Origin of the sequence: Rossellomorea marisflavi (assembly GCF_009806575.1) — a bacterium.
Lineage (GTDB): Bacteria > Bacillota > Bacilli > Bacillales > Bacillaceae_B > Rossellomorea > Rossellomorea marisflavi_A.
The window spans coordinates 3,320,042-3,342,466 of sequence record NZ_CP047095.1 but is presented as its reverse complement, the minus strand read 5'-3'; the positions used below and the strand labels follow the sequence as shown (position 1 = coordinate 3,342,466).

At 49.1% G+C, this 22,425-nt stretch carries 18 protein-coding genes; 11 read left to right on the top strand and 7 right to left on the bottom strand.

What is annotated here, in order from left to right; translation table 11 throughout:
- The first annotated feature begins 35 nt into the window (after positions 1–35).
- Both D5E69_RS17360 and D5E69_RS17355 read left to right on the top strand, forming a co-directional pair.
- Positions 36–1,280, top strand: a complete 1,245-nt coding sequence (locus tag D5E69_RS17360) for a Glu/Leu/Phe/Val family dehydrogenase (RefSeq protein WP_048006982.1) — start codon at positions 36–38, stop codon at positions 1,278–1,280.
- 118 nt (positions 1,281–1,398) lie between these two features.
- A complete protein-coding gene (locus D5E69_RS17355; RefSeq protein ID WP_269430724.1) occupies positions 1,399–2,817 on the top strand; it encodes an aldehyde dehydrogenase in 1,419 nt (472 codons plus the stop codon).
- Between the two features lie 45 nt (positions 2,818–2,862).
- Here D5E69_RS17355 and D5E69_RS17350 read toward each other — a convergent pair whose 3' ends face one another.
- Entirely contained in the window at positions 2,863–3,096 is a 234-nt protein-coding gene (locus tag D5E69_RS17350; protein WP_048006980.1) for a DUF378 domain-containing protein, read from the bottom strand.
- A 166-nt stretch (positions 3,097–3,262) separates the two neighbouring features.
- Here D5E69_RS17350 and D5E69_RS17345 point away from each other — a divergent pair, with 166 nt between their 5' ends.
- The 4 genes from D5E69_RS17345 (at position 3,263) to D5E69_RS17330 (ending at position 8,656) form a co-directional block, all read left to right on the top strand.
- The gene (locus D5E69_RS17345; protein ID WP_159129961.1) at positions 3,263–4,432 is read left to right on the top strand and encodes an iron-containing alcohol dehydrogenase; all 1,170 of its coding nucleotides are present in this window, start codon (positions 3,263–3,265) and stop codon (positions 4,430–4,432) included.
- 162 nt (positions 4,433–4,594) lie between these two features.
- Positions 4,595–5,944, top strand: coding sequence for a glucose-6-phosphate isomerase (locus D5E69_RS17340; protein WP_048006978.1), 1,350 nt, complete (start codon positions 4,595–4,597; stop codon positions 5,942–5,944).
- A 431-nt stretch (positions 5,945–6,375) separates the two neighbouring features.
- On the top strand, positions 6,376–8,190 hold the full coding sequence (asnB, locus tag D5E69_RS17335; RefSeq protein WP_159129960.1) for an asparagine synthase (glutamine-hydrolyzing): 1,815 nt from the start codon (positions 6,376–6,378) through the stop codon (positions 8,188–8,190).
- Positions 8,191–8,251: 61 nt separating this feature from the next.
- Positions 8,252–8,656, top strand: coding sequence for a YugN-like family protein (locus tag D5E69_RS17330; RefSeq protein WP_048007200.1), 405 nt, complete (start codon positions 8,252–8,254; stop codon positions 8,654–8,656).
- On the opposite strand, the gene D5E69_RS17325 is transcribed toward D5E69_RS17330, so the two are convergent.
- The 3 genes from D5E69_RS17325 to D5E69_RS17315 all read right to left on the bottom strand — a co-directional run bounded on the left by D5E69_RS17325 (position 8,653) and on the right by D5E69_RS17315 (position 11,739).
- Complete coding sequence (locus tag D5E69_RS17325) at positions 8,653–9,642, bottom strand: potassium channel family protein (RefSeq protein ID WP_048006976.1); 990 nt, start codon at positions 9,640–9,642, stop codon at positions 8,653–8,655. The two genes, D5E69_RS17330 and D5E69_RS17325, sit on opposite strands and share 4 nt — an antisense overlap.
- A 54-nt stretch (positions 9,643–9,696) precedes the next feature.
- Positions 9,697–10,242, bottom strand: a complete 546-nt coding sequence (locus D5E69_RS17320; RefSeq protein WP_159129959.1) for a GNAT family N-acetyltransferase — start codon at positions 10,240–10,242, stop codon at positions 9,697–9,699.
- A 135-nt stretch (positions 10,243–10,377) separates the two neighbouring features.
- Positions 10,378–11,739, bottom strand: coding sequence for a vWA domain-containing protein (locus tag D5E69_RS17315; RefSeq protein ID WP_053072520.1), 1,362 nt, complete (start codon positions 11,737–11,739; stop codon positions 10,378–10,380).
- A gap of 202 nt (positions 11,740–11,941) precedes the next feature.
- Between D5E69_RS17315 and D5E69_RS17310 the strand changes: the two genes are divergently transcribed.
- A complete protein-coding gene (locus D5E69_RS17310; protein WP_159129958.1) occupies positions 11,942–12,607 on the top strand; it encodes a glycoside hydrolase family 16 protein in 666 nt (221 codons plus the stop codon).
- A 107-nt stretch (positions 12,608–12,714) separates the two neighbouring features.
- Here D5E69_RS17310 and D5E69_RS17305 read toward each other — a convergent pair whose 3' ends face one another.
- The 3 genes from D5E69_RS17305 to D5E69_RS17295 all read right to left on the bottom strand — a co-directional run bounded on the left by D5E69_RS17305 (position 12,715) and on the right by D5E69_RS17295 (position 17,535).
- On the bottom strand, positions 12,715–12,963 hold the full coding sequence (locus tag D5E69_RS17305) for a DUF4176 domain-containing protein (RefSeq protein ID WP_283957848.1): 249 nt from the start codon (positions 12,961–12,963) through the stop codon (positions 12,715–12,717).
- An 840-nt stretch (positions 12,964–13,803) separates the two neighbouring features.
- Positions 13,804–16,284, bottom strand: a complete 2,481-nt coding sequence (locus tag D5E69_RS17300; RefSeq protein ID WP_159129957.1) for a hypothetical protein — start codon at positions 16,282–16,284, stop codon at positions 13,804–13,806.
- 381 nt (positions 16,285–16,665) lie between these two features.
- On the bottom strand, positions 16,666–17,535 hold the full coding sequence (locus D5E69_RS17295) for a LysR family transcriptional regulator (RefSeq protein ID WP_048013250.1): 870 nt from the start codon (positions 17,533–17,535) through the stop codon (positions 16,666–16,668).
- 130 nt (positions 17,536–17,665) lie between these two features.
- Here D5E69_RS17295 and D5E69_RS17290 point away from each other — a divergent pair, with 130 nt between their 5' ends.
- The 4 genes from D5E69_RS17290 to D5E69_RS17275 all read left to right on the top strand — a co-directional run bounded on the left by D5E69_RS17290 (position 17,666) and on the right by D5E69_RS17275 (position 22,320).
- Positions 17,666–18,799, top strand: a complete 1,134-nt coding sequence (locus D5E69_RS17290) for an NADH-dependent flavin oxidoreductase (protein ID WP_048007197.1) — start codon at positions 17,666–17,668, stop codon at positions 18,797–18,799.
- A 16-nt stretch (positions 18,800–18,815) separates the two neighbouring features.
- Positions 18,816–19,694, top strand: coding sequence for a DMT family transporter (locus tag D5E69_RS17285; protein ID WP_048006970.1), 879 nt, complete (start codon positions 18,816–18,818; stop codon positions 19,692–19,694).
- 134 nt (positions 19,695–19,828) lie between these two features.
- Positions 19,829–21,586, top strand: a complete 1,758-nt coding sequence (locus tag D5E69_RS17280; RefSeq protein ID WP_048006969.1) for a sensor histidine kinase — start codon at positions 19,829–19,831, stop codon at positions 21,584–21,586.
- On the top strand, positions 21,583–22,320 hold the full coding sequence (locus tag D5E69_RS17275; protein WP_048013249.1) for a LytR/AlgR family response regulator transcription factor: 738 nt from the start codon (positions 21,583–21,585) through the stop codon (positions 22,318–22,320). Before D5E69_RS17280 ends, D5E69_RS17275 begins: the two co-directional genes overlap by 4 nt.
- The last annotated feature ends 105 nt before the right edge of the window (positions 22,321–22,425 follow it).

Here is a 22,425-nt window from a genome sequence, read left to right as displayed (position 1 = left end):
TTTCAGATCACATAATAAAGAGGCGAATGTTAACAATGGGAGAAAACCTTAATCTGTTTACTTCTACACAACATGTCATCAATGATGCTTTGTCCAAACTGGGCTATTCCGAAGAAATGTTCGAGCTTCTAAAAGAACCGATCCGCATGCTCACCGTCCGCATCCCTGTCAGGATGGACGACGGAAGCATCAAGGTTTTCACGGGTTACCGCGCGCAGCATAACGACGCCGTCGGTCCTACAAAGGGGGGCGTGCGCTTCCATCCTGAGGTCGATGAGGAAGAAGTGAAGGCGCTTTCCATGTGGATGAGCCTGAAATGCGGGATCGTCGACCTTCCGTACGGCGGAGGGAAAGGCGGGATCATCTGCGATCCCCGCACCATGTCCTTCACCGAGCTTGAAAAGCTCAGCCGTGGATATGTAAGGGCGATCAGCCAGATCGTCGGGCCGACAAAGGATATTCCGGCACCTGACGTGTACACCAACTCGCAGATCATGGCCTGGATGATGGATGAATACAGCCGTTTACGGGAAAATGATTCGCCTGGTTTCATCACGGGGAAACCGATCGTCCTCGGAGGATCCCAGGGACGTGAAAAAGCGACCGCTCAGGGTGTGACCATCTGCATCGATGAAGCGGCCAAAAAACGCGGGATCGATATCAAGGGAGCACGTGTCGTGATCCAAGGATTCGGGAATGCAGGAAGCTTCCTTGCGAAGTTCATGCATGATGCCGGAGCCAAGGTCATCGCGATCTCGGATGCCCACGGAGCGCTCCATGATCCGGACGGACTCGATATCGATTATCTCCTGGACCGCCGCGACAGTTTCGGAACCGTCACGACGCTCTTTGAGAATACGCTTACGAACAAAGAACTCCTTGAGCTGGATTGTGATATTCTGGTGCCTGCTGCCATCTCGAATCAGATTACAGAGCAGAATGCCCATGATATCAAAGCGTCGATCGTCGTGGAAGCGGCGAATGGACCTACAACATTGGAAGCTACAAGGATCCTGTCTGAGCGTGGCATCCTCCTCGTACCGGACGTCCTTGCCAGTGCAGGCGGTGTAACGGTATCCTACTTCGAATGGGTACAGAACAACCAAGGCTATTACTGGACAGAAGAAGAAGTAAACGAGAAGCTTCAGATCAAGCTTGTCGAAGCGTTCAATAATGTCTATGAAACATCACAGAATCGCAGAGTCAATATGCGTCTTGCCGCCTACATGGTGGGAGCGCGCAAAATGGCTGAAGCCTCAAGATTCAGAGGTTGGGTCTAACCATCGCATACCATGGCGCATCATCCTTCGGGGTGATGCGCTTTTTTGTTCCTGCACCTTATAAAATTGACATTCATCTGTTCCATTCGTACGATTGAAGGTAGAACAGCTAAAGCGGATACATAGGATATCGGAGGTCATGAAGATGAATATTGAGGAAACGTCCCTACAAACCGTAAAACAGGCCATACAGAATCAAAAGTCTTTTTTTAAGAACGGACATACCAGACCAATTTCCAGTAGGAAAGAAACCCTTCAAACGCTCTATCGTATGATCAAAGATCATGAAGAAGATATCATCCACGCCCTGCAGATGGATCTGAATAAGTCCGAAATGGAAACCTATGCAACGGAAATCGGCATCCTTCTCGAAGAAATACGCTTCGTGCTCAAACAGATCGATGAGTGGGCAGAACCGAAAAAAGTAAAGGTAGCCAAGACCCATATCGGATCTAAAAGTTACTCGGTGCCGGAACCCTATGGGGTCACGCTGATCATCTCCCCATGGAATTACCCGTTCCAGCTTGCCCTGGCCCCGGTGATCGGTGCCATTGCGGCGGGGAACACGGCCATCATCAAGCCTTCAGAGCTTACGGTCCATACATCACGTCTTCTTGAGCGGATCATCTCCGCCCGCTTTGACGGACATGTGCTGAAAGTGATCGAAGGAGGAGTGGAAACAACGGGGCATCTCCTTGACCAACCGTTTGACTACATCTTCTTCACAGGCAGTGTACCCGTCGGGAAGGTCGTCATGGAAGCGGCAAGCAAACGGTTGATCCCCGTCACCCTCGAACTTGGAGGGAAAAGCCCGTGCATCGTGGACCAGACGGCGGATATCGCCCTGGCAGCCAAGCGAATCGCCTTTGGGAAGGTCACGAATGCAGGACAGACATGCATCGCCCCGGATTACCTCTTCCTTCACAAAAGCATCAAGGAGCAATTCATCACGGAGTTCAAGAATGCCGTCGTGACATTTTATGGTCCGGAGCCCCTTAAGAATGATAAGTACGGGCGCATCATCAATGAACGGCATTTCGACAGGATTGCCTCTTATCTCGATGACGGGGAAATCCTCCTAGGGGGGAAACTCGATCGTACGTTCCTGAAGATGGAGCCGACCCTGATGACACCGAGGGATCACTCTGTCCCGGTCATGCAGGAAGAAATCTTCGGTCCCGTATTCCCGGTGCTCGAGTACGAAAACCTAGAAGAAGTCATTGACTATGTAACGGAAAGGCCGAAGCCCCTGGCACTGTATCTGTTCACGAACAATGAAGCAACCGAAGCCGCCATCACCGGAAATATCTCGTATGGCGGGGGCTGTATCAATGATACCCTGATGCATATCGTGACGCCCTATCTTCCATTCGGCGGCGTAGGGGAAAGTGGCATGGGGAGCTATCACGGTGAGTCCAGCTTCTCCACATTCTCCCACTATAAAAGCGTCATGAAACAGACCAATAAATTCGATATGAGCTTCCGGTACCCAAATGGGAAATTCGGGATGCAGCTCATCAAAAAACTGCTGAAATAAAGAAGAAGGCGTCCCGTCTAGTGGGGACGCCTTCTTTCATTTTATTTATCGTGTAGGTTCTGTACGGTGATCCCGTTCCAGTTCCTCTGTCGGTTTGAACAGTAATCCAAGATTGATCAGTCCTGAAATTCCGACCAGACCATAGATGATCCGGGAAAGTCCGGCACCTTGTCCTCCGAAAATGGCGGCGACGAGGTCGAATTGGAAAAATCCGATCAGCCCCCAGTTCACGGCACCGATGATGGTGAGAACCAATGCAATACGTTGTAAAGCACTCATGTTTGTTTCCTCCTTATTGTATGGTTCACTATTACTATGCCCCGATCGTCAATGGTTATGTGCTGGCCTTTTTAAATTTTTGGGCAAGTTCTTTGCATTTTACGCCGGGTCTCATCCATAATAAAAAAGGTGAACACGAACATATACTCTTTAGGAGGTATTTATAATGAATGAATTTACGTTTTATAATCCGACGAAATTGATCTTTGGTAAAGGTCAAGTCGAGCAGCTGAAGGACCTTGTCCCTCAATACGGTAAAAAAGTGCTTCTCGTATACGGTGGCGGAAGCATCAAGAAAAGCGGCCTTTATGACCAAGTGACGGCTGTCTTGAACGACATCGATGCCGAAGTATTCGAACTTGCCGGTGTTGAACCCAATCCACGTTTGACCACGGTAAGACGCGGTGTGGATATCTGTAAAGAAGAAGGCATCGAGTTCCTGCTTGCCGTAGGTGGAGGAAGCGTCATCGACTGTACCAAAGCAATCGCTGCCGGTGCGAAATATGATGGAGATGCATGGGATCTTGTCACGAAGAAAGCTTTTGCTTCAGAAGCCCTTCCATTCGGTACCGTGTTGACCCTTGCTGCGACCGGTTCTGAAATGAATGCAGGATCCGTTATCACAAACTGGGAAACCAATGAAAAATACGGTTGGGGAAGCCCGGTTACATTCCCTCAATTCTCAATCCTTGATCCGGAAAACACATTCACTGTTCCTAAAAACCACACGATCTACGGAATGGTCGACATGATGTCCCACGTGTTCGAGCAGTACTTCCATAATGCTACGAATACACCGCTTCAGGACCGCATGTGTGAATCCGTACTGAAAGTGGTTATTGAAACAGCTCCTAAGCTGATCAACGACCTTGAGAACTACGAGCTTCGCGAAACCATCCTATACTCTGGAACCATTGCCCTCAACGGCATGCTTCAAATGGGTTACCGCGGAGACTGGGGAAGCCATAACATCGAGCACGCTGTGTCTGCCGTGTACGATATCCCGCATGCAGGCGGTCTGGCGATCCTGTTCCCTAACTGGATGAAGCACAACCTGAACGTGAACCCTGCCCGTTTTGCACAGCTGGCTGAGCGCGTATGGAATGTCGATCCTGAAGGCAAGACACAGGAAGAAGTAGCGCTTGAAGGAATCGAGAAGCTTCGTGAATTCTGGTCCAGCATCGGTGCCCCTTCCCGCCTTGCTGACTACGACATCGACGACAGCAAGCTTGACCTCATTGCTGATAAAGCAATGGCTAACGGCGCATTCGGTAACTTCAACAATCATCAATTGAACAAAGAGGACACGCTCAGCATCCTGCGTGCATCTCTATAAGACTCATGGCCGGTCCGATATTGGACCGGCTATTTTAAGAAATACGATGATCGTGTAAAAACTTTTGAATGAATGCGTTTTCAATCATCTGCGTTTCTTGATTATGAAGGGCGGATTCGATAAAGTGAGATAGAAGCAAAATAAAACAATCGGAGGATGGTTATGACACACATTCGTTTTGATTATTCAAACGCGTTATCCTTTTTTGGTGAACATGAAATTACATATCTACGTGATGCCGTAAAGGCAGCACACACCTCCCTGCACGAAAAAACGGGTGCAGGAAGCGACTTCCTAGGGTGGATCGATCTTCCTGTCGATTATGATAAAGAAGAATTTGCCCGCATCCAAAAAGCGTCAGAAAAAATCAACAAAGACTCCGATATCCTGCTCGTTATCGGAATCGGAGGATCTTACCTTGGTGCAAGAGCGGCCATTGAAATGCTCAATCACAGCTTCTTTAATACCGTTTCAAAAGAAAAGCGTTCAGCACCACAGGTCCTTTTCCTTGGACAAAACATCAGCTCTACCTACATGAAGGACCTGATGGATCTTCTTGAAGGCAAAGACTTCTCGATCAATGTCATCTCGAAATCCGGTACAACAACCGAGCCGGCAATCGCCTTCCGTATCTTCCGCAAAATGCTTGAGGAGAAATACGGAGTGGAAGAAGCCCGCAAACGCATCTATGCGACAACGGATAAGTCAAAAGGAGCGCTTAAGACCCTTGCAAACGACGAAGGCTACGAAACATTCGTTGTGCCTGATGATGTCGGCGGTCGTTATTCTGTCCTGACGGCTGTAGGTCTCCTGCCGATTGCCGTAAGCGGTGTGGATATCGAAGCGATGATGGACGGAGCAGCAAAGGCAAGGGAAGACTTCGGTCAGTCCGAGCTTTCCGAGAATCCGGCCTACCAATACGCAGCCGTGCGTAACGTTCTGTATAACAAAGGCAAAACGATCGAAATGCTCATCAACTACGAGCCGGGTCTTCAATACTTCGCTGAGTGGTGGAAACAGCTCTTCGGTGAAAGCGAAGGAAAAGACCAAAAAGGGATCTATCCTTCATCTGCAAACTTCTCGACCGACCTTCACTCACTTGGTCAATATGTACAAGAAGGCCGCCGCGATATCTTTGAAACCGTCGTGAAGGTTCAGGAATCGCGCCATGAACTTGTGATCGAAGAAGCTGACAGCGATCTTGACGGCCTGAACTACCTTGCTGGCCAAACCATCGATTTCGTCAACAACAAAGCTTTCGAAGGAACCTTGCTCGCCCATACAGATGGAGGCGTTCCGAATCTGATCGTCGAAATCCCTGCCATGGATGCGTATACGTTCGGATACCTTGTGTATTTCTTCGAGAAGGCATGTGCCGTGAGCGGTTATCTCCTTGGCGTCAATCCATTTGATCAGCCTGGGGTAGAGGCGTACAAAGTGAATATGTTCGCCCTCCTTGGTAAACCTGGATTCGAAGAAAAGAAAGCTGAACTTGAAAAACGATTGAAATAATAGAGGAATAGACTGGGACAAACCCGTTTCAGTCAAAAGAATATCCGAACGAATTCGACAAAGATCGAGTTCGTTCGGATTTTTTGCATCATCCATTTGGTAAGTCCGACTGTTGATTGGAGTGCACGTGATTACATTCTTTCACCATTAGAGGGAGCCCTGAAGTTGCTCCCTCTTTTTAATTCCCTTAAAAATCATTCGTGTCCCGTAAAGTTATTTACCTTAAGTTGTAAGAAATCCATGTCTTTTTGAAGCGTGGGTCAGCATGACTGCCGTCACATATCTTTAGGATAATGATGGAAGCCTCCATAGACCATGGATGCCATTTCGTTAAAACGGAATATCTTTCTTTGACGGAGCTGAAGGGGAGGGTTTACCATCTTGGTAGACCGAGCGATCGGTTTAACATTGGAGAAAGAAGGCGTATAGAAATGTGTGGAATAGCAGGCTGGATTGATTGGAGTAAAGACTTACGAGAACAACAGCATATTTTAAAATCCATGACCGATGCCATTGAACATAGGGGGCCGGATGCAGAGGGTGCCTGGGTGAGCGAACATGCAGCCCTTGGACACCGTAGACTCATCGTCATCGACCCGAATGGCGGGAAACAGCCGATGATTTATCAAAACAACCATCATCAAATCGCACTCACTTATAATGGTGAGCTTTATAACTATCTTGAGCTTAAAGAAGAATTGACGGAGAAAGGCCACACCTTCAATACCAGCTCGGATACGGAAGTTCTGCTTCACTCTTATCTTGAGTGGGGGGAAGATTGCGTTCGTCACTTTAACGGGATCTTCGCATTCGGAATCTGGGATGAAGAAAAGAACCAACTCATGCTTGGTCGCGACCACCTTGGTGTGAAACCACTGTTCTTAACTGAAGAAGGAGATGGACTTCTATTCGGTTCCGAAATCAAAGCGCTCCTTGCCCATCCGGATGTAGACGCAGAAATCGATCAAACGGGTCTTTCTGAGTTATTCGGAATGGGGCCGATGAGAACACCGGGACAAGCCATCTTCAAGAACATCCAAGAAGTCCGTGCCGGACATTATATGATCTACAATGAGCAAGGAAAGAAAGACGTCCAATATTGGACACTTGAAAGCAAGAAGCATACGGATGATATGGATACGACCGTAAATACGATCAAAGAGATTCTTGAAGATACGGTCAAGCGTCAGCTCATTGCCGATAAGCCGCTTACCACCATGCTGTCGGGAGGACTCGACTCAAGCGGATTGACCGCTATTGCGGGGCGTGAATACGGTGAAAAGACGCTCTCCTCTTATTCCATCGACTTTGTAAATAATGAAGCGGACTTCGAGGAAGACTTCCTCCGCAGGGATCTTGATGAGCCGTGGGTGAAACGTGTGTCCGAACACGTAGGGACGGATCATACGTCCATCGTGTTTGATGCCAAGAAGCTCGTCGACAACCTATTGGTTCCCATGAAAGCAAGAGATCTCCCTGGTGTCGGTGAAATCGAGACGTCCCTTTACCTCTTGTTCACGGAAATGAAAAAGACCGCAACTGTCGCCCTCTCAGGAGAATCAGCGGACGAAGTATTCTCAGGCTATCCTTGGTTCCATCAGGAAGAATACCTTGATGCAGGTGTGTTCCCATGGCTCTTGAACATCGGTGGTATCGCCGACGTCATGAAGGATCATCTCCTGGATCGACTCCATATCGAGGACTATCGAAAGCAGCGCTATCAGGAAGCACTGAAGGAGCTCCCGGTCCTTGAAGGAGAGTCCGATATCGAAGCGAAGCAAAGAAGGATGTCCTTCATGTTCATCACTCGTTTCCTTCCGTTCATGCTCGACCGGAAAGACCGTGCCAGCATGATGACAGGCTTTGAAGTGCGTGTGCCATTCTGTGATTATCGCCTTGTGGAGTATCTTTGGAATATCCCATTTGAAATGAAAAATGTGGATGATATCGAAAAAGGGATCCTGCGTCGTGCACTGAAGGATTATCTTCCGGACGATGTGCGCAATCGCAGGAAGAGTGCTTATCCGAGTACGAAGGATGAGGCCTACTATGAAGGCGTGAAGGACTGGATGCTGTCGATCTTGAATGATCCAGCTTCCCCGATCCTGAATCTGATCGATGCGGATAAAGTGCGTGCCATGATCGATGATAAAGAACAATCCACCACCATGGTGAAGTCGTTATTCGATTACTTGATCCAAGTGAATGAATGGCTGAAGGAATATGATGTTTCAGTCAAGCTGTAAGACCTACATGTTTTCCCGCTAAAAGGAGAAACTATCCCTAAAATGAAAGGGGATGGATGATGTGATCGAGATTTCATCAAGCCTTGAAGGGAAGCATTATCAACTTTACAAATTGGAACAGGAATTGAAGCCACTGGGGTATTCCATCGGGGGAAACTGGGATTATGACCATGGATATTTCGATTATAAAATCGATGATGAGGTGGGGTATCAGTTCCTCAGACTGCCGTTCACCTCGGTGGACGGGCAGTTGGACTCAAGGGGGGCGACGGTCAAGTTCGGGAAGCCATTCCTCCTGTCCCATAAATATCAGATAGGGCTGGATGATCATGCCTCGACCGGGAATCTTTCAGGATCCTTCAATCAGTTCTCGGAGCCACAGGATTCAGATGCCAGCTTTCCTGAGGAATACATTGAAGTAGGCAGGGAGCTCGTGAAGGAACTCGAGCAGACCCTGCTTCATTAATTGGATATGACAAGCAGTTCGTCTGTGGTTTCGACCACAACGTCCATGGGGGGATTCACTAACGTGTTTTCCCCCTTTTTGATGCCTAAAAGGATGACCCTTTCCTTCAGCAGCAGGGCACTGAGGGATTGGAAGGTAGACCCGGCGTGCTCATCCATGACGGGAATCAGCTTCAGGTTATTGCCTTTCAGATGATTCAAGAGCTTCAGGATCGTTTTCGACATTCCTTGGGAGATGATGCTGTTCATCATGACGAGGCTGGTCTGCATATTCGTCTGGATGACTTCATCTGCGCCTGCCCGCTTCGCATTTTCGACCTGATCCTTCTGAAGGACTTCCACCACAGTATGGAGGGACGGTTGGTTTCCTTTAATGGCAAGCAGGGTCAGGATCGTGTTCATATCCGACGTCATCTCATCCTTATTCTGATCTGATGTGACCAAGGCGATCTTCGCTTCCCGGAGATTGGCCTTTTGAAGGATGGTGTCCTTGAAAGGGGAACCTTTGACGAAATGGACATGGTTGTTACGATAAGGGTTCTTCTGAAGGGAATCATCAATGAGGATTACATCGCAGCTTGATTGCAGGGATGTGAGCTGATGGATGATTTCACGGGTGCGTTCGTTCCACCCGATGATGATGACCTGTCCTTTTCCTTTATAAGCGGTCTTCCCCTCCATATATCCGTTTTGGGTGGTCACGGTTTCCGTTGCCAGCATGACGAAATAGGTGGAGAGAAACCCTGCCCCTACCAGGATGAGGAGGATACCCAGGGTTTTCCCTTCAGCGGTCTTGGGGACGAAATCTCCGTATCCTACAGTCGAAGTCGTGATGACCGCCCACCAGATCCCGTCAAAAAATGAGGGGAAGGTGTCCGGTTCGAGATAGTGGATCATGACGCCGCAGGTGCTCATGACGGCGAGGGCCATGATCAAGATCCGGATGACAAGCGGCCAGCGCAAAAAGCCGTGGATGAGTTGTTGCATGGGTACCAGCTCCTTTTTATCTGCACTGACCATTATTGCCGAATCGGGGTTAACTCATAACTCCTTCTGCCATTCTTTCTTCAGCATGCTGTAGCTGTTAACATCATGCGACTGCTGATTCTGCATGATGTAGTCACGGAGCAGCCCTTCCCTTGTGAATCCAAGCTTCTCCACGACGCGTGAAGACCCCGCGTTCTCCGGGATGATGACCGCCCCGACCCTGACGACGCCTTTTTCACGGAACAGATAGTCGATGACGGGCTGCAAGGCTTCCGTCATGTACCCTTTCCCCCAGTGGGAGGGCATGAGGTCATAGCCGATTTCACAGCGTTTGTGGGGCACGGAGGTTGCGTGAAATCCGCATGTGCCAATGAGGTTGTCCCCCTGATCGGCGATGGCCCATCGCATAGGGGCGAGTCCTTCGGCTTCCTGTCTCGCTTCGATGATCCCTTCGGCTTTGGTGATGGAATCGAGGGGCTCCATGCCGAAGTAGGTCAGCACCTCCGGTGAAGTGTAAAGGGTGAAGAGGGCCTGAGCGTCTTTTGGGTGGAGCTGCCTGAGCTTAAGTCTCGGTGTGGTGAATGTCGGATAGGTGGTCATGGTGGGATTCCTCCTTTATGTATGAAAGGATTATACCATGATTATCCAGTTCGGGGTGCGGGATTTTTCAACGGATCCCCTTGTCCAGGTTATATTGGAAATGAAAAAAGTGCCGCTTGAACGGCACTTCCGGGGTCAGTCTCTGAACTTTTTCTCGATCTCATCCACTTTTTTCTTCATGTCATCGGACGTCTCTTTGATTTCGTCCTTTTTCTCTGATTCCAGACCGCTCATGTAATCCTTGATTTTCTGGTTTCGTTCATCCAGGATCGCGAGGATTTCCTGTTTCTTGTCCAGGTCGATCAATTCATCGTTTACAAGGGCATTGACTGCATCAAGGAAGCGGTCATTCTCGAGGCTCCTCATAGTAAGGTAAGAACTGTAGAGTTCCCGCAGATTATTATAATGGTCGACGGATGTCCAGATATTGTCGCTGAAGTTACCTGATTTCCACCAGATCCACGTCCCTTCACTGATGCTGTCCTTCCAGGAGGTTTCAATGTCTTTGAGCTCTTGTTTCGTTTTGACGGAGGTGTACTCACCGCCTCCTGCCCGGGCGACGTTTTTAAGCTGGTCGTCGGCTTTGGAGTCGACGTCGAAGCCGATGATGTTGACCTGGACGTCGGTATTGTCTTCCTTCACTTTCTTCGCGGCTTCGACGGGGTCTCCGTCACAGGTTTCGATCCCGTCGCTTACCACGTAGATGAAGTTCTGGGCATCCTTCGGGAACTGGTCATTGGCAAGGAGGATGCTTGAAGCGAGTGGGGTCCATCCTTTAGGGTCGAACCCGTCCAAGGCGCTTGCGAATTTCCCTTTGTCATATTCCTCCATCGGATAAAAGGATTCAACGGCTTTACAGCTCATTTCCTTATCGCTGTCCGATCCGGTCCCTTTATGGCCGAAGGCGATCAAGGAGACATTTGCCCCTTCGGGAAGTTCACCGGCAAAGTTTTCTAGGCTTTCCTTTGCCAGTTCCATCTTGCTTTCACCGTCCACTTCCGCTTTCATGCTGCCACTGGAGTCGATGAGGAGGGCGATATTGATTTCCTTTTGTTCTTCCGTCAGTTCTTCAAGCTCGACGTCCTGAAGGAGACGTCCATCGGGAAGCTTGATTTCATCAAATACCACATCATAGTTTTCAAGCTCTCCTGCTTTTTCCTTATAGCCGGTCCTGAGATTCTCGGTGATGGAGGCCGCCCATCGTTCCGCATCCCAGTCCTCGGTATCTTCTTTTTTGATGTGTTCAAGGTACTCATCTGCTGCATCCTCTGAAGCGGATCTGGCTGCGTTTTGGTTGTCATCTGGTGAAATATGCTTCTCATAGATCTCGCCGTTCGTTTGGTCAATCAGTTCTTCCGTTGTTTGGGAGGACACCTTTTCCACTTTGGTCTCCTGGGGGGGTGCGGCTTTTTCTTTCTTCCCGGTCGGTTGTTTTTCGCTCTGGCATCCAGAGAGAATGAACACTAGAATAAGGGGGAATAACCATCTTTTCTTCATTTTTTCATCTCCTTTGGGTGGATCTTGTATGTAGGGATTCCGTGGACAAGGTTATCCAATAATTTACTGTAAATCCAGTACCCAATGACCCATGACGATAAACCTAATGGTGGAATGTGATGGAAGACGGGACAAACACCCCTTCGGATCGAGGAGCTCCTTCATACGATACCAGTAAGGAATGAAAGAAGGGGGACTAGCGTTGACTAAAAAGACGTTACAGTGGAGCGGATATGAGTGGATGGTGAAGAGCGGTGCCAGGAAGACCGGACCTGGACCGAATTACTTTGCCGGGGAAAATGCATGGGTGGACCGGGATGGGCGTCTCCATTTGAGGATCACGAAACACAAGAATAAATGGAGATGTGCCGAGGTGACATTGAGCGAGACACTAGGGTATGGGACGTACCGGTTTTGGCTTGAAGGAAGACCGGACAGGATGGACCTGAACGGCGTACTTGGATTATTCACCTATGATGGAAGCTCACCTGAGCATCACCATCGTGAGATCGACATAGAGTTTGCCAGATGGGGAAATCCCGGAGGGCACAACGCGCAGTATGTGGTACAGCCCTATTCAATACCGGGACATCTCCACTCGTTCCCTATGAAATTGAACGGAAACTGCTCGACCCACACGTTCAAGTGGACGCCCGGTAGCATACGGTTCATGTCCCTGCACGGGCATTACACGGACCTGCCGTCGCCGCTTGAGTGGTTCAAGATCCAGGACTGGGAATACACTGGGGACATCCCGGACAGCAAGGAAGAAAAAGTGGGCATCAATCTGTGGCTCATGGACGGGAAAGCTCCTGCTGAAGGAATGGAGATCGTCGTGGACCGGTTTGAATTTCAGCCGCTTACCTGACAGGTGGGGATCTATATAAGGAAATAGAAAAGGAGAATGGGGGATGGCCTCCATTCTCCTTTTCTAGTAGGTTTCAGTTCATGAGGATACTAGGTATCAAAGGAAAGCTAATCCGCATTCCCCTCACGATCGGCTTCTTCCCGGATCTTTTTATCCTCATCCGTGACGTAGCCGTTATGTAAGACCTCTTCAATCAGATTGCGGTTGAAAAACACGTTGTAGTCAGCAGATATATTGCCTTCGGGATATGGAACCCCGATGTAATCAAACTGCTTTTTTGTACTAACTTGAATTTGATTGTAGCCGTAGATCATCACCAATTTATCCATATTCGAAAGCTTGACCACCGTTCCGATGGGAAGCAGCTTGGTAGGGTCAAGGCTGACTTCTTTTGCTTCTTCTTATTTGCCTTCTTCGGTTGTTTGCTGACTGCATCCGACTACCATCAATATGGTGAGGATAACCACCAGGATCCGTTTATGAGTCATCAGCTTCCTCCTTATTCCAATTTGTGAATCGATGTGATTTAACCTTTCCTTAGTGCTACAGCCTCTTGATGGAAATAGAGTGTCAATCAGATGCCTTCCTGATCTTCAGGATATCTCTCATCTTTCTTGAGAAGAAGGCGCGGATGAAGAGGGAGATGAGGCAGGGGATATAAATGACAATAGCAATAAGAATGATGGCAGGAAGTTGGGATAGAAGGTCTTCGGGGGGGGGATTAACCATGTTACAAGTACAACTAGGGTGATGGTACCCATGGTACCTATGAAAATTGGGAATAATAGCAAAATAAATCTAAATAATTTTTTGGGCTTTTCTTTGGTGAATGTCATAACATTCTCCTTCATAGCTTTCCTTACTATCATGTTGACAGTTGGTAGAGTGTGGTCCTCCGTTGTCAAGATGAATGTCATCCATAGGATATTGAATGGATAAGCGATCGCTCTTGAAACAAGAAGAGTTAATGTTTACCATATACCCAAATAGTGGGTTTGTAATCCTCTTTGATCTAGTGTCAGAAGTGGTATAGACGAAGCCGAGTTTCAACTAACTTGGGCATGGAGGCAGACGAATGCATCCATGCTTTGTGCGTGGATGCATAAAAAATCCGGACGCGTTCCCTGTCATGGCATGACAGTGGAATTCCAGTCCGGATTTTGTGATCACTTCGTTTTCTTACCTTTGGATTGGTTTTATTCGAACCTCAACTTCTTGACCTCGACTTTATCATAGTAGACGGTTCCCACGGAGTAGGAGGTAATGAAGCAGATCACTCTGGCTGATGAGGCATGTTCCGGTGCTTCAGTGGTCACGTATACCCTTTGCCATTTGTTCAGATCTTTGTCTGTGTGGACCGGCGTGGAAGAGAGTTCTTTCCCATTCTTATCGAAGTATCGGATCATGAAGCTTCCTGTCCCTTCTCTGATGAAGAGGTTTGTGGAGGCTTCGATGGTATCCCCTCCTTTGACCGGGATGGGGTCACTCATCAGTGCAACGGATTTATTCCGTGCTTTGTCTGTCAGTTTCAGGCTCTTTCTACCGTGGGAATGTTCCTCTCCTGATTGTTGATACTTCACATCACCTGAGGTCTGGAACATGGAGGTCCACCCCGGTATGGCATCTTTTTTAAGCGGCTGTTCGAACTGATGATTCGTGACCTTGAGGTCGTCTTTCCCCTGCAGCGACTTGACTTCCATTTTGTGAAGCATCGTCCGGTTTTCCCTGGATGCGTAATAGATGTTGCCATCTGGAGCAATGGTGTAGGCATAGACCCTGGCAATCTGTTTATGCTGAAGGCTGGTCGGGTCGATGGCAGTGAGGTTCCCGCTGAAGTCGGCATACAGGAGACCCTCGGACCATTGGAGCTTGATTTTGTTCCAGGCACTGAGTGGTGGAGAATCGTAGAGTTTCTTGCTTTTCACCACTTCCAGGGTGTCCGGATCCAGGGCGAATACCGTTCCGATGGCAGCTCCCCATAGGAGTCCGTCTGGACCGAATGACAGATCCCCGATCGATTCGGGTTTATCCAGGCCATCGATATCCAATGAGACTTCCCGGATCTTTTCTGCTTTTGCCACGTCCCATACAAAGATCTTCGCTTCCTCGGCCGTCGGGTCAGCCCCCAGTCCACCATTGATCGTCGTGGTTCCGTATACCTTCCCATCTCTGTATGCAAGACTGTTCACGCTCTGGTCCTGCACGACATTCCTATAGACCGTATAAGGGTCATCTTCCTTATCGGGATCATAGACGGTCAGTGCACCTCCGAGCTCCCCGTAAAACGGGATGCTTCCAATGAAGGCTTTTCCGTCACCTTCTACAATGGAGCTGACACGATTTTGGCCCTCTCCCAATGTGAAGAGCTTTTCCGGATTGGTAGATGAAGGTTCAAGGGACGTATCATATTCCCTCACATCACCGGCAGGATAAACACCGAACAGGACATTCTTCCCGAAGGATGCAATGGCATCTCCCTGCCCCATATCGAACACCTTCTTGGTTTTCCCGATGGGGTCATAGATGGCCCCTTTCCCTGTCTGTACCCCGCTTATATAGAGGTTCCCATCGGGTCCTGTATGGATCTTGTTGATGACATTGGCCGTTCCCTGAGCGAGGGGAGGGGTCCGGACCGTTTCCCCCTTTTCGAAATTGAGAATGGAAACGTATCCCGAGAAATTGATCGTCACAAGGCTTTTTCCCGGAAGGTCGGGCGTCCCGAACTCGACCCAATCCACACCCCGGAATCCACTCTCATATTGAATACCCGAGTCTTCGATTGCCAGGGTGTCTAAGTTCAGCGTTTGAAGTTTGTTTTCTGTATTCATGAAATAGATCTTACCTTCATGCGACGTTTCGGGAACATGGAGACCGCGTGCCTTTGGAATGACGACATCCAGCCATTTTTTCTCCTGTGTATCATAAACATACGCGTTGCTTGAAAGCTCGTAGCGTGCGAACAGGTAACGGTCATCCACTTTATCTAGATCATAGATGTGGCCCGGCTCCCCGATGGAAGCAGCGATGTCTTCTTTCTCGCCGGTTGCGCGGTCATAATGGATGATTTTCCCGTGACCCGTACCGGAATAGGCATCATCCCCGATCACGGCAAGGGAGCGTATGTACTCCTGTGAGGACTCCCCGATCATCCTTCCGTAATCATCCACCTTACCGGTATCGGGTTCATACTGATACACTTTTCCGTTAGGATACGTTCCGACATACACGTTCCCCTGATCAGATGTGATGGCAAAGGGGAAGCTCTCACCCGGGAAGGTGGCGACCACTTCCGCTTGATCGGAACCAGGGGTGTATTTCCACAGCTTGGCGCCACCGCCGATCGTGGCGATGTAGAGATCTCCATTCGGCAATACTTCATGTGCCCATGTGTTCTCGGCTCCTTCAAGGGGAATGACGCGCAGCAGCTTCTCCGACTGGATGTCAATGACATTCAACTGTGCCGGAAGCCCCTTGGTCGTGGTATACATGACGGGTTTCCCGTTTTCTGTTCCGACAGCCCCGTTGAAGATACTGATTGCATCCGTCAGAGGAGTGAGCAGTTCCTCAGGTGCACCGTAATGGGTCATATCAAGTTTACTTGGCGCGGCGCCCGCCGTCATCGGTGTAGCAGACAGAATCAACAAAAAGATTACAAAACGTATCATGACTTTTTTCATCCTGTTCGCCTCCTGTTTATAGGATCCTTCTCCTTCATGGTAGAGGCGATGGAAGAGAAAACCAATATTATAGTAGGAATGTAAAGGCCCTTCTGCCTTCAATCCTTGTCTAGTAAAGGAGGGGAGGGACTTGACGAAAAAAGGACCGATAGTCCTTGAATTGATCACAAAGGAGACGGCAGGTCCAATGGTCCTGTCATCAACTGGGTCAAGAGCATTAGAAGGAACCCATTTATACGCTAGAAGTCGGGATAAAGGATGGGTATGCAACCTATGGACTAAAGAGGAGAAGAAAAAATCCTTATATCAGCATAATGAGAGCTCATTCTAATTGATCAGCAGCTTTCTTAATCCATACGTTTAACCGTCTTTTAAAAGACGTTAATGATCAGGAAAACAATGATCGATTATGCTCATGAACTCCAACGCTAGAGGAGAAGGGGCTTTTCCCTTCCTTGTAATGTAACCGATGTTCCTTACCAATTGCGGTTCAAGGGATGCATAGCAGAGATCCATCGATTCCTCAGGAAGTGCAAGATTGGGCATGATGCTAATGCCAAGGTTCTTGGACACCATTGAAATGACGGTCTGATTGTCCTTGATATCATACGAGATGGATGGGGAGACACCATGTTGTTTAAATGCTTCCTCGATAAGTGTTTCGCATCCCGAGCGTAGCATAATGAACGATTGGCCGGTCATATCTTCTACATGGACTGTGCCTCTACCAAAAAAGGAATGTCCTTTAGGGATCACTACATAAAGGGGGTCTTCCAGCAAGGGGATGAAATCCACTTTTTGAACAGGAAGGGCGGTGAATCCGATGTCGACCGTTCCATCTTGGACCCACTTGCGGATGTCTTCATATCCTCCTTCATAAAGGTGGACATCAATTGTTGGAAACTGTTCCTTGAATAGCGCAAGCAATGTAGGAATATACCGTGCAGAAAAACTGGGAAAGCTCCCGATTGACAGTCTCCCAATGGTCAATCCATTCAGGGCAGCCACTTTCTGTTCAATCTGTTCCATGTGGCCAGCAATTTCCCGCATATGGGCAATAACAGTTTGCCCCTCTGCCGTCAATGAAGATCCAGTACGAGCTCTGTGTAATAACGCGATGCCCAGTTCGTTCTCCAGCGCTGTGATGATATGGCTGACGCCGGACTGGGTTAAACCAATCTGGTCCCCTGTCCTGGTGAAGCTTCCGCTATCTATTACTTGTAATAGCACCTTGAGTTGAAATGAATTCAAGTGAGCACGCTCCTTATAATGTTATGCATGAGAATCTCTAATGGTAAAGATAATTAACATTCATTTCCCTTATGTTAAATAGAAGAATACACTATTAATAGAACAAAAACCAGATAGGAGATGGATGAAATTGAACAATCAGTATCTTGAATTGACGACACCATATGTACTTTCACCCAATGCGATCCTTAAGAACAGGCTTGTGATCGCTCCCATGACGACCTATTCAGGGTGTGAGGATGGCAGAGTGTCAGAAGAAGAGTTTGCTTATTACGGTAGAAGGGCTGGGGGGGCAGGGATGTTCATCACGGCTGCAGCCACCATTTCCCCCGTCGCCACAAGCTTTCCCCGACAGATGAAAGCATATGGGGAGGAAGCAATCGATGGTCTAACGAAGCTTTCTACCATCATCAAGGAGAAGGGAGCTAAGGCGATCCTTCAATTACATCACGGTGGGAGTGAAAGTCTTCCGGGGTATACTCATGGGGAGCGCCTCGTCAGCCCAAGCGGTGTAACAGCAACAGTGTATGAAAGATGTGGATGGGAATATCATCCCAGAGAGATGACGCATGAGGAAATCCTGGAGACGATCAGGGATTTTGGACAAGCTGCTCATATCGCCATCCGAGCTGGTTTCGACGGAGTGGAAATCCATGGAGCCAACGGATATTTGATTCAGCAGTTCTTCTCCCCATTTTCCAATCATCGAACCGATCACTGGGGTGGGACACGATTGAAGCGGATGAGGTTTGCAGAAGCAGTCATCGATGAAATCAAGCGGGTACGTGACCTGTATGCAAGGGAAGGATTCATTATCGGGTACCGTTTCTCCCCGGAAGAACCGGAGAAATCGGGACTGAAAATGGACGATACGGTCGAACTTGTCGATGCATTGGCAGATAAAGGGTTATCTTACCTTCATCTTTCCGTAAAGAATGTATGGTCCATGCCGAGAAGCGGATCGAACTTGAACATGACACGGACCGAGATTTTCCGTGATGTTATTGGAGTAAGGACAAGCTTTCTCACCCTCGGGTCCATCCATACACCTGATGAAGCCATTGCCGTCATTAAAAAAGGAGTGCCCCTGTTTGGATTGGGGAGGGAAATCCTGATGGAGCCTGACTGGATGGAAAAGGTGCAAAGTGGACGTCAGAGTGATATCAATACGTTTCTCCCCAGGAATAGTCGGCATAGACTTGTCATCCCTGAGCATATGTGGAACAACATTTTGAAAAGGGATGGGCTACCGGCACATCCGTAGAAAAGAGGAAGCCAGAATGCATCAAGCTTCATTGCTCCGTTTCGCTTTGGCGATGGCCTTATTTGGATCCGTCGGTTTTTTCTCGAAACTCACCGGATTGCCATACATAGAATTGATTGCCGTCCGCCTTCTGTGTGCAGCCCTGCTCCTGTTTGTTGTTTGGCTTGTTAAGCGAGAGGGTGGAATGGATAAGTTGGACCGGAGAGAAGTGGGCATGATCTTATTATGCGCCGTGGCAAATCTATTAAACTGGATCTGCCTGTACGCATCTTTTGAAAAAACATCCGTAACGATTGCGATCTCCCTGTATCATCTTGCTCCCATATTCGTCCTGATTGCAGGGAGGTTCTTATTCAGGGAGAAGTGGACCACGCGGACGCTCCTTGCCCTCTCCCTTTGTTTCATCGGTACAATCTCCATCATGGGACTGAAAGCCGGCGGCCATCCCGTCTTGGGCGGGGAAGGGATTGCCTGGGGTGTGATGGCTGCTTTCTTCTATGCCGCCACCATGTTGCTAGGGAAAAGTGTGACGAAATCAAGCCTGTATTTGGTCACCTTCCTCCAGATGGTGATAGGACTCCTTATCCTGTTGCCCTTCGTTGATTACACAGTTTTTTTTTCTCTAAGTAGAGAGCAATGGATGTATTCAATTTTCACAGGGGTGGTGCACACCGGTTTTGTGTACCTGTTATTCTTTCAAAGTCTACGCCATTTGACAGCCAAGACCATTTCCTTCATGGTTTTCATTGATCCCGCTGTCGCCATTTTACTTGATATCCTACTGTCAGGATTCCGCCCAGATCGATTTCAATGGGCAGGTATCATCCTGATTTTTTCCGGGATGCTTGCCACGATCTCCCCACGGGAGCGTAAAACCCGAAGAATGATAAGCTGATTTCATGATAATAAAACCCTCACTGATTCAAGTGAGGGTTTAAAGATGTATTGAAAGCCTTTTATTTTCCCGTTGTCGGGGAGTGAAGGATGACGTAAGATAGATAGGCATAAACGACTGAAAGGAGGGGGGACATGATCCACCTCATTCCACTGATGATCGAGCGAGTAGGCATCGTCCTCATTGCCGCCTTCTTGTTCTCGCAAGTGAAATCATTCAGGAAGCTCATTGAACAACATCAAGGGGGAAGGGATAAAGTATTGTTGGTCCTGATCTTCGGCCTCCTCGGCGTTGTGAGCAATTATACCGGCATTAAGATTTTCCCGGAAACCATTACGGGCAATACATGGCTGATGGAAGTGGAGCCGGATAGCGCCATCGCCAACACACGGATCATGGGGATAACGATCGGGGGTCTCCTCGGAGGTCCCGTCGTGGGGATCGGAGTTGGTCTCATATCGGGGATCCACCGCTACTTCCTTGGGGGATTCACCGCCACTGCCTGTGCCGTCTCGGCGGTACTGGCAGGGGGCGCGGCAGGCTATCTTGGCCTTTGGAGGAAAAAACGAAAATCCATTACGGCCGGTTACGCAGTTGGCGTGGGGGTATCGATGGAAGCGGTTCAGATGCTTCTGATCCTTGCCTTAACAGATCCATTCAGCCGGGCTTTCCGACTGGTCGAAGTCATCGCATTCCCGATGATCGTCGTGAATGGACTCGGGATGCTCCTGTTCATGCTGATCATCCAAAATATCGTACGGGAGCAGGAGAAGACGAGGGCCTTGCAGACAACGAAAGCGTTTACGATTGCTGACCGGACGCTCCCGTATTTTCGTAAGGGATTGAACGGAGAATCCTGTCAGGAAGTTGCCAGGATCATGCTGGACCTGACCGAGGCCGATGCGATTGCCATCACAGATTCAGAAGGGGTCCTGGCCCATGTAGGGTCTGCCGAGGATCACCACAAGCCAACGAAGGGGTTCGCCACCGAACTGACGAAAAAAGTATTGAAGCAAGGGGAGGTCCTCATGGCGAAGAGCAGGGAGGAAATCCTGTGCCGGAATGAAGACTGCCCCCTTTTGGCTGCCGTTGTCCTTCCGTTGAAAGTGCACGGGGAAACGGTGGGAACGTTGAAACTGTACTTCCATGATCCCGCATCCCTGACGGAAGTGCAGCAGCAGCTCGCAGAAGGGTTGGCCAAGCTGTTCTCGACGCAGCTTGAGCATGCGGATGCCGAAGAGCAGCTGAAGCTCCTGAAGGACGCTGAAATAAAGGCCCTTCAGGCGCAGATCCACCCGCATTTCCTATTCAACTCGATCAACACGATTTCCGTCCTCTGCCGGACACAGCCGGAAAAGGCGAGGGAGCTGCTGCAGGAGCTCAGTCACTTCTTCCGCAGCAATCTGCAGGGAGCCCGGAATCTGGTCATTCCCCTTGAGAAGGAAATCGAGCATGTGAAAGCCTACCTTTCCCTTGAGCAGGCGAGATTTCCCGATCGATATGAGGTTTCATGGGAAGTGGAGCGGGGACTTGAAGCAAGGCTCGTGCCCCCGTTTGTCCTCCAGCCTCTCGTCGAGAACAGCATCCGTCACGCCTTCACCCGCAGAAGGGAGAAGGGGGAGGTCCTCGTGAGGATCACGATCGAGGGGAGCGACCTCCACATAAGGGTCTCGGACAACGGGAATGGGATTCCCGAAGAAAAGCGCATGATCCTCGGGAACGAAACCGTCCCGTCCAAGCACGGGACAGGGACGGCGCTCGTGAACATAAAGGAAAGGTTGGATGGCATCTACAGTCACCGCGCACGATTTACCATCACGAGTAAAGTAGGGACGGGTACGGAGATATCCATCCGGATTCCCTATGAGAGTACAGGAGGTTTGCAATCATGAAGCTGAATGCATTTATAGTAGACGATGAGCCACTCGCAAGGGATGAGCTCGCCTACCTATTGAAGCGCACCCATGAAGTGGAAGTCATGGGACAAGCAGGGGACGTGGAAGATGCCCTGGAACAGATCCGCTCACAGAGGCCCGACATCCTGTTCCTGGACATCGAGCTGTCCGAGGAAAGCGGCCTTATGTTGGCGACGGAGATCAACAAGATGGATCAGCCTCCTTTTATCATCTTTGCAACGGCGTATGATGAGTTTGCACTGGAAGCTTTTGAACTGAATGCAGTGGACTATCTGTTGAAGCCGTTCGGGGAGGGGCGCGTGCGTCAGACGATTGCCAAGGTGCGGTCGATGATGCAGCGGTCGATACCCGTCGAAGAAAAGAAAAGCAGGCCGAACCTCGATACAGGGAAGTTCGCCATCGCGACGGATGAGAGGATCTTCCTGATCGATAAAGACGCCATCGTGTATATCGGTACGTCAGAAGGGAGAACCGAACTGAAGACAGTGGACTCGGTCTATCAGATACCGGAGCCCTTATCCGTGGTGGAGAAACGGTTGGACTCCCCTGCTTTCCTCAGGGTGCACAGAAGCTATATCATCCAGCTGACATGCATTGAAGAGATACAGCCCTGGTTCAATTCAACGTACAACCTGATCATGAAAGACGGCTCCAAAGTACCCGTGAGCAGGACCTATGTGAAAGAACTGAAGCAGCTGATCGGCTTCTGATGCATTTCAACCCTCGAATTCTGCAGGTCAATCCGATTTGCAGGCCCCTCATAATGAAAACGCTATCAGTAAGCGTTTTATTTGATATAGTGAACCTACTTAATC